Source organism: Nocardia sp. NPDC058480 (assembly GCF_042720495.1).
Taxonomy (GTDB): domain Bacteria; phylum Actinomycetota; class Actinomycetes; order Mycobacteriales; family Mycobacteriaceae; genus Nocardia.
Window position 1 is genome coordinate 21,346 of the sequence record NZ_JBHXMN010000028.1, and the last position, 7,698, is coordinate 29,043.

Sequence of the window (7,698 nt, forward strand, 5' to 3'; positions counted from 1 at the left end):
AGTCGATTCGTCCACTCGATGCTCGGTGTTCGGTGGCTTCACGACATCACCCGTCGAGGGTGAATCAGGCTGGGTTCACCGCCTTCGAGGCACCGTTAACGACAGTCGTGAGCATGGCGAAGTACTGGGTAACACGAACCGAGGGAGGACGTTCATGTCGCACCGATCCGCACTCACGGCACTGTTCGGGGTGGCGTTGGCTGCCGGGTTTCTCGCCGCCGGACCGGCCGCCGCGCAATCAGGACTCGGCGACTACACGCCGGTCGACCCCGTGGAGTATCAGGTTCCCGAACCCGAATACGCGGGCAGCGTCTTCTTCACCACGCCCGACGGACGGCACTGCGCCATCTACTGGAACAACGGCCCGGCCGGATGTGACGCCGTCCCGATCGACGCGCCCGCGGGCACCGACCAGCTCCGGGTCGGGATTGTCGAAGCGGCGCACTTCGTCGACGCCGACCGCCCGATCTTCACCCACCCGGCCGCGAAGGTGCTCCCCGAAGGTCACCGGATCACGCGGGAGAACACCACCTGCGGCGTCGGCTACCAGGGGACGGTGAGCTGCGAGGTCGGCGAGCACAGCTTCACCCTGTCGGCCACCTACAGCGTGCTGCGCTGAGGCGTTTTCAACTGCTCGATCACCGCGGTGATGCTCTGCGCGCCGTGCCCGGCGGCGACCGCCCGGCTCAGCAGCTCGTGCATCGGTGCGTGCCAGGACAGGTCGACACCCGTCTCGGTGCCGAGCCGCACATCGTCGGCGACGGCGGTGTGGAACAGCTCGACCGACGAACCGAGACGGGTGTAGTCCTTGTCGTCGATCTCGCCCGCGAGGACCGGCAGCAGCGACTCGATCATCTGCAGCCACTTCACCGAATGGGGCACCATCGTCGAAGCGGGCAGCCCGCGCGAGGCCAGCACCGCCGCGCCTTCGAAGAAGCCGAGCAGCGCGGGGAGCAGGGTCGCACCGACGGCGGATTCGTAGAGCGCGGCCAGATCCGGTTCGGCACCGAGGAATTCGAGATCGCCACCGAGTACGCGCAGGGTGGCGGCGTGGGTGTCGAAGACATCGCGATCGCCGCCGAAATACAGCAGAGTGTGCGGATCGCCCACGGCCGCAGGCACATTCTTGATCGCGCCACCGAGGAAGCGGACGCCCTCGACGTGCGCGAACTCGGCGAATTCCCTTGCCTGAGCGGGTGTTCCGCTGTTCAGCGTGATGAGATCGCGGCCCGCCAAACCGTCGGTGCCGAGCAGGCTCTCGCGGGTGGCGGCGAAGGTGGTGAGGCAGGAGATGATCACCGGGCTCGCGGCGACGGCATCGGCGATGTCAGGGTGCGCTTTCGCGCCTGCCTCCACCAAGGCCGCTGTTCGTTCGTGGCTGCGGTTCCAGACCTGGGTGCGGTAGCCCGCGGCGAGGAAAGCACCGGCCAATGCGCTGCCCATCGATCCGGTGCCGAGTACCGTCACCGATTCCTTGATCATCTCGACTCCTGATCCTCGCGGGCGATCGGACGATCTCCCAGGACCGAGTGTCATGTCGGGCCATCGCAGGAGACAAGTACCCACTTTTGCCATCCCTCGCGCACCGACAGGTAAGCGACCAGGTCACAGATACCAGGGTCGGTGCGCTGTGCCAGGTGTCACCGGCGGGGACGCGGCGCCCGGATTTGTGAACGTTGCCAATGCGGGAACGAGGATGGCGCTCGCGCGCGCGGCACAGTCGTACAGTTTGGGTATGCCGGAGCCCGAGATGACCGAGTTGGTGCAGCGCAGTGTCGAACAGGCCCTGCTCGGTGGCCCGCGGCGATATACGCGCACCCAGGTGGCCGAGCAGTCGGGGGTGCCCGAGGCGGAATCGCGGCGGTTGTGGACGGCGCTGGGGTTTCCGGCCAATGATGACGACGAGGTCGACTTCACGCAGATCGACATCACCGCGGTCACCAACTTTCGGAGCATGAAAGTTGTTGCCGCGTCCAATATTCGGCAGCAGGCCGCGGCCGCGCGGACGATCGGTCAGGGCATGGCGCGGCTGGCGGAGTGGCAGGCCGATCTGGTGCTGGCCGAGATCAAGGTGCGCGCCGCCGCGGCCGATCCCGCGGTTCCCCTGGAGGAACGGATAAGGGCCGCAACGGAATCCACGATGGCCGGCATCGAGCAGTTGCAGGCGTATGTGTGGCGCAGACATCTGGCGGCCGCGGTCGCCAGGTCGACCGAGGCGCAGGGCGACGGTTCGATGCGGACACTGGCGGTGGGATTCGCCGACATGGTCGGCTTCACCCGGCTCACCAGGCACCTGCATCCCGACGAATTGTCCACGCTGCTCGAAGCTTTCGAGTCGACCACCACCTCCGCGATCACCGACAACGGCGGCTGGGTGATCAAGAATGTCGGCGACGAGGTGATGTACGCCGCCGAGACCGCGGCCGCCGCGGCCCGCATCGCGCTGGCCATCCAGGAGTCGACCATGCTCGTCGGCGGCACCCCGGAACTGCGCGTCGCCTTCGCCTACGGCGAGGTGCTGCAACGCTTCGGGGACCTCTACGGCTCGGTGGTCAATATCGCCGCCCGGCTCACCGGCGTCGCCCGACCGGGCAACATCCTCATCGACGATGCCGCCGCCGTTGCTCTCGACGACAACCCCGAATTCGCCATCCGGCACCTGCGCAGCGTCCGTGTGCGCGGCTTCAACCGCCTGCGCCCACACCGCCTGCGGCAGGCATGATCGCGATATCCGAAGTCCCGGCATGGCAGCCCGCTGACCAGCCGTCGAGCGAAACAGGCACACCATTGCCTAGGGTGTCGTAGTGGACTTGGATTGGCGCAGCGTGCGCGAGGACTACACCGTGTTCGCCGATGACACGGTGCTCGCGTTGAACAAGCCGTCGGGGATCTCGGTGACCGGGGAACGCCACGACACCGATCTGGTGGAGCTGGCGCAGGCGGCGGGGACCCAGTTGTATCCGGTGCACCGGATCGACAAGGTGACATCCGGGCTGGTGCTGCTGGCTATCGATCTGGCCGCGCACGGACCGTTGACCAGGCAGTTCAACAATCAAACCGCCCGTAAGGCGTATCTGGCGATCGTGTCGGGCACCGACCTGCCCGATCGTGGCGAGATCGATCTGCCGCTGAGCGTGGGGCGCAAGAATCGGGTGCGTATCGCGGCGCCGCGGGAGGCGATCAAGCGCGCGGGTGATCGGTGGTTCATCGACGAGGCGGACCTGCTGCCCGCGAAGAACTATCCGTCGCGGACCTTGTTCAGCACCGTCGCCCGGCACGGCGAGCACGCGCTGCTCGCGCTGCGGCCGGTGACCGGGCGTCGCCATCAGATTCGCGTGCAACTGGCCTGGATCGGCCACCCGATCCTGGGCGACCCGCTCTTCGAGCGCACCGCCGCGCTCCCCCGCACCCACCTGCACTCCTGGAAGCTCGGCCTCGACGCCGACTGGCTGACCCCACCGGTCCTCGACCTAGAGGCCGTCCCCGGACCCGACTTCTGGGAGCCGTTCACCAGCGACCCAGCCGAAGCCGCGCGACTTCTGTACACCGCCGCACAGCTGATTTCCGGCTGAACACGTCTTACGCCCGGCTCGGCAGCCACTCGGGTGAGCGGCCGAGGATTCCCAGGATGCGGGCCAGGGTCGCGGTCGTATCCGCGACCTCCAGCGCGGGACCGAAGGCGGCGCCGGGGCGAAGGCGAGCCCGGCCGGTGGGGACCGCTTCGGCGATGCGCAGGGCCGCGGGGGCCAGGTCGGCGTCCAAGTCGATGACGTGGCCGACCGATCGGGCGACGTCCCAGGCGTGGACGACGCTGTCGATGAGATGGAATCCGAGGGCGGTCGCGGCGGGGAAGTGACCCGGTGGGATCTCCGGGAGAAACACGGTGCGGGCCTCGCCCGCGGCGAAGGCTTCGACCACCTCGTGCGCGGACCGTACATAGTCGCCGATCGGATCGACGGCGTGGTTCACCACCCAGACCGCCGGGTCGTTCGCACCGCGAGCGGCCGCGGCGAAACCGCGATTCTGAGTGCCCATGTGTTCCAGCAGGGCACGTAGATCCCAACCGGCACAGGGTGTTTCGATCGACAACGGCGCCTCGGACGCCGCCTCGACCGCGTCGATACTCAGCCGCACGGCACGCTCGTGCCGGGCGAGCAGCAGTCGATCTTCCTCCGAAATAGTATGCATACGCTGACCGTACGCTCATGCTTATCATCTGCCAAGGGTTATCGAACGATCCGCCCGGCGGTAGATTTCGACCATGCCGAAAGCGACCCGCCCGGATCTCGCGGCCATGCTCGTCCCACTCGGCCGTGCGCTGACCGAGGCGGAGCGGCCCGTCCTCGACCGCCACGGGCTCACGATGTGGGCGTACGTGGTACTGCTCGGACTCGACGAGCGGCCCGTCCACACCCAGGCCGCGCTCGCCAAGGCGATCCGGGCGGACAAGACCCGGATCATCCCCGTCCTCGACGACCTCCAGCAGCGCGGCTTGATCCTGCGCGAGCCCGATCCGGCCGATCGGCGCGTCAACCTGATCCGGCTCACCGCCGACGGCGCCGACCTGCGCGACCGCGCCCAACACGACATCCAGGAGCAGGAGCAGCGGCTACTGGCCGAGGTCCCCGCCGCCGATCGCCGTACTTTCCTTCGTGTACTACAAACGCTCGCCGACCGCACCACAACCGCGACATCGCAGCGGTGATGAGTGACACAGACCACGTCTTGGGTTTCGACCCGTGGCACGGCTCATGAAGACGGATAAACGCAGGTCATCTAGCCTGGAGAGGTGCCGATGAGTCATACCGGCACACTCTGACGCAACGGAGCGATCCCAGAGAAGAAAGCGACTGCCGATGATCCTGGCGGCTCAGCTCAGCGATACCCACTTCGACCTCAGCGCGCGCAATACCGAACGGGTGGAGGCGGTGATGGGCTACCTGGCGGACCTGCCGCGCAAGCCCGACGTCATTCTCGTGACCGGCGATATCACCGATTCCGGTAAGCCGGAGCAGTACGCGCAAGCACGACTGGCCCTGCGCGGCGGTGACATCCCCGTGTACCTGCTGCCGGGCAACCACGACGACCGCGCGAACTTCCGCACCGCGCTGCTGGACGAGCCCGCCTCGACCACCCCCATCAACAGCGTCCACCGGGTCGGCGCGCTCACCGTGGTCATGCTCGACTCGAGCATCCCCGGCGAATCGCCCGGTCTGCTGGGCGAGGACACCTTCGACTGGCTGCGCGCGACGCTCGCCGAGGCGCCCGATGGCCCCATCCTGGTGGCCCTGCACCACCCGCCCAAGCCGGTGTTCAGTCCCGTCGTCGATGTGATCGCGCTCGCCGACCCCGGTCGACTGGCCGCCGTCGTCGCGGGCGATCCACGCATTGTCGGCATCCTCACCGGCCACGCCCACTCCCCCATCGCGACGACCTTCGCGGGCAAACCCATGATCAGCTGCCCCAGCACCGCTTCCGTCCTCGGCGGCGAATGGGAGGTGACGCCACCCCACCGCGTCATGGACTATGCCCCCGACCCCGCCATCGCACTCCACGTCATCGATGAGAACTTCGGCCTCACAACACATTTCCGCACAGTGGCGATGGGCGGCTGGCTGGCCGAGCCCCCACCCGCCTGATCGCCCGTCATCTAACCCGCTGCCGCCCGCAGTAATTCCATCGTCCGGGTGACGACCGGGTTGCACGACTCGGAGTCCTTGATATGGGCACAGACCGTGCGACGCGGAGTCGGGTTGGTCAGCTCCAGCGCGCGAGAACCGGGCGGCAGGTCCATGGCGCCGAGGCGAGGGACGACGGTGATGCCGACACCGCGCGCCACGAATCGCAGCGCTGACGGATAGTCGGTGGTTTCCACCACGAACCGAGGGGTGAAACCCGCTGCGGCACAGGCATTCAGCATCGCCTGCCGACACGGGCCGTGGCTGGTGTCGTTGTCGATCCAGCGGTATTGCTCGAGTTCGACCACGTCGACGGTGGTGCGGGCCGCGAGTTCGTGGTCGGCGGGGACCACGGCTACGTAGGGCTCGGTCATCAGGTCGCGATGGGTGTAGCCGGAGACCTGGGCGGGTTTGTCGAGGCGAACCGTGAGCGCGATGTCGGGTCGGTTGTCCGATACCGCGGCCAGTTCGTCGACGATCCGGAGCCGGACCCTGGTGTCGGGGAATTCGTGGGTGAGGGTGGCGACCACGTCGGGCATCCAGTTGGTGCCCGCCGAACTGAACGAGTTGATCGTGATCCGGGCAGCCTTGCCCGCCCGCAGGTCCGACACCGTCGACCCGAGCGCGGTCAGCTCGTCGAGCACCTTGGCGGCCTCGCCCGCGATCACCCGCCCCGCCGGGGTCGGCTCCACCCCGCGGCCCACCCGTTCCAGCAGCTGCAAGCCGGTTTCGCGCTGGAGCGCGGCGAGGTGCTGGGAGATCGCCGACGGCGAGTAGCCGAGCGTCGACGCCGCCGCGGCCACCGAGCCGGTCGCGACCACGGAGCGGAAGATCATCAAGCGATGCGTGTCGATCACGGCAACTCCTCACTTCAGTATTACTGAATGATAGATGGCGAATACCCGCTTGTGCTTACCACTCGAGTGGTTCACCGTGGACGTATGACGTCCCGCCTGCCCGCGCTCGCCCTGGTTGCCGTGATGCTGGCCTGGGCGTCGTCGTTCGTGATCATTCGCGGCATCGCGCCCTACGTCTCGGCCGCGGCGATGGCATCCGGGCGACTGCTCGTCGGCGCGATCGTGCTGGTGCTGGTGCTGGCGTTTCGCGGCGGCCGGATGCCGCGCGGCCTGGCGCTGTGGCTCACCCTGGCCTACGGCGTGCTGTGGTTCGGGCTGTACACGGTGCTGGTGAACGCCGCCGAACAGCATCTGGACGCGGGCACCACCGCGCTGCTGGTGAATATCGCGCCCATCGTGGTCGCGGTGCTCGCGGGGTTGTTCCTGAACGAAGGCTTCCCGCCGCTGCTCGTCGTCGGTATCGCCGTCAGCTTCAGCGGCGCCGCGATCATCGCGTTCACCGGGCCAGGCCAACGTGACCGCGTCGGCGTCGCACTCGCGGTGGCAGCCGCCCTGCTCTACGGCATCAGCGTGGTGGCGCAAAAGCTCGTACTGCGGTCCACCGACCCGCTGACCGCCACGACCCTCGGCGCGGTGGCCGGTGCCGTCGTTCTACTGCCGTGGGCCCCGAAAATGGCACACGAACTGGCCCGAGCACCACTCTCCGCCACCATCGGCGTCGTCTACCTGGGCCTGGTATCAACCGCCCTCGCCTTCCTCCTCTGGGCCTACGCCCTCGCCCACACCCCCGCCGGAGTGACGGCTTCCTCGAGCTACGCCGTACCCGCGCTGGCCATCCTCATGTCCTGGATATTCCTCGCGGAAGTACCGACCCCAACAGCCCTCCTCGGCGGCACCCTGTGCCTGACCGGCGTTGCGATCGCCCGCCTGAAGCCGACCATGTTCCACCGCACCCAAGACCGCCCCAGCCACACCACACACCCCAAAACCGCCATGACCGCACCCCAGCCACCCAGCACACCCCAAGACCGCCATGACCGCACCCCAGCCACCCCGTACACCCCAAGACCGCCATGACCGCACTCCCAACCCCGCACCCGCGACCCCTGGGGAGCGGCGGCCACGAAGTGGCCGGTCCGCGGCCGGGTCGCCGGTTAGCGCTC

General features: G+C 67.9%; 9 protein-coding genes. 6 read left to right on the forward strand and 3 right to left on the reverse strand.

Features of this window, described 5'->3' with window-relative positions; translation table 11 throughout:
* Positions 1-154 precede the first annotated feature (154 nt).
* Complete coding sequence (locus ACFWO8_RS32790; protein ID WP_378974411.1) at positions 155-619, forward strand: hypothetical protein; 465 nt, start codon at positions 155-157, stop codon at positions 617-619.
* On the opposite strand, the gene ACFWO8_RS32795 is transcribed toward ACFWO8_RS32790, so the two are convergent.
* Positions 601-1,482 carry an NAD(P)-dependent oxidoreductase gene (locus ACFWO8_RS32795; protein ID WP_378974415.1) on the reverse strand — a complete coding sequence of 294 codons (882 nt, stop codon included), beginning with the start codon at positions 1,480-1,482 and terminating at the stop codon, positions 601-603. The two genes, ACFWO8_RS32790 and ACFWO8_RS32795, sit on opposite strands and share 19 nt — an antisense overlap.
* A gap of 253 nt (positions 1,483-1,735) precedes the next feature.
* On the opposite strand from ACFWO8_RS32795, the gene ACFWO8_RS32800 reads away from it, so the two are divergent.
* Both ACFWO8_RS32800 and ACFWO8_RS32805 read left to right on the forward strand, forming a co-directional pair.
* Positions 1,736-2,722: an adenylate/guanylate cyclase domain-containing protein gene (locus ACFWO8_RS32800; RefSeq protein WP_378974421.1), complete on the forward strand. Its 987-nt coding sequence runs from the start codon at positions 1,736-1,738 to the stop codon at positions 2,720-2,722.
* An 82-nt stretch (positions 2,723-2,804) separates the two neighbouring features.
* Positions 2,805-3,572: an RluA family pseudouridine synthase gene (locus ACFWO8_RS32805; RefSeq protein WP_378974426.1), complete on the forward strand. Its 768-nt coding sequence runs from the start codon at positions 2,805-2,807 to the stop codon at positions 3,570-3,572.
* 7 nt (positions 3,573-3,579) lie between these two features.
* On the opposite strand, the gene ACFWO8_RS32810 is transcribed toward ACFWO8_RS32805, so the two are convergent.
* Positions 3,580-4,188, reverse strand: a complete 609-nt coding sequence (locus ACFWO8_RS32810) for a TIGR03086 family metal-binding protein (protein ID WP_378974431.1) — start codon at positions 4,186-4,188, stop codon at positions 3,580-3,582.
* Between the two features lie 73 nt (positions 4,189-4,261).
* Here ACFWO8_RS32810 and ACFWO8_RS32815 point away from each other — a divergent pair, with 73 nt between their 5' ends.
* The gene (locus ACFWO8_RS32815; RefSeq protein WP_378974436.1) at positions 4,262-4,705 is read left to right on the forward strand and encodes a MarR family winged helix-turn-helix transcriptional regulator; all 444 of its coding nucleotides are present in this window, start codon (positions 4,262-4,264) and stop codon (positions 4,703-4,705) included.
* 151 nt (positions 4,706-4,856) lie between these two features.
* Positions 4,857-5,639 (forward strand): phosphodiesterase, encoded by a 783-nt coding sequence (locus tag ACFWO8_RS32820; RefSeq protein WP_378974440.1) that lies wholly within the window; start codon positions 4,857-4,859, stop codon positions 5,637-5,639.
* Between the two features lie 11 nt (positions 5,640-5,650).
* Here ACFWO8_RS32820 and ACFWO8_RS32825 read toward each other — a convergent pair whose 3' ends face one another.
* The gene (locus ACFWO8_RS32825; protein ID WP_378974452.1) at positions 5,651-6,535 is read right to left on the reverse strand and encodes a LysR family transcriptional regulator; all 885 of its coding nucleotides are present in this window, start codon (positions 6,533-6,535) and stop codon (positions 5,651-5,653) included.
* 84 nt (positions 6,536-6,619) lie between these two features.
* Here ACFWO8_RS32825 and ACFWO8_RS32830 point away from each other — a divergent pair, with 84 nt between their 5' ends.
* Complete coding sequence (locus ACFWO8_RS32830) at positions 6,620-7,612, forward strand: DMT family transporter (RefSeq protein ID WP_378974457.1); 993 nt, start codon at positions 6,620-6,622, stop codon at positions 7,610-7,612.
* Positions 7,613-7,698 lie beyond the last annotated feature (86 nt).